The organism is Belnapia sp. AC561, assembly GCF_979252845.1.
The window spans coordinates 1-238 of record NZ_CEEDBP010000476.1 but is presented as its reverse complement, the minus strand read 5'-3'; the positions used below and the strand labels follow the sequence as shown (position 1 = coordinate 238).

The 238-nt window shown below is 39.5% G+C and carries 1 protein-coding gene; it reads left to right on the top strand.

Features of this window, described 5'->3' with window-relative positions; translation table 11 throughout:
* A partial coding sequence (locus tag AC0IW9_RS31915) for a hypothetical protein (RefSeq protein ID WP_471652290.1) occupies positions 1-238 on the top strand: 238 nt, incomplete at both ends.

Genomic DNA, 238 nt, shown 5'->3' with positions numbered 1-238 from the left:
GGCAATACATAGCGCAAAAATCGCTTCTGAACTGGTTACGCGTTTTCTAAAAGACAGGCAAATTTTAAGGGAAGAAATGGAAAAAGAATATACCGCACAATGGAAAAATTTATTTCAGCGCAGGCTCATTGCGGGCAAATTGTTATCTGCCGTTTTTGCAAGCGCACCAATACAGAAATTCGCATTGGGTACACTTGCAAAACTACCCAAACTGCTTTCTACAACCATTAAATTAACC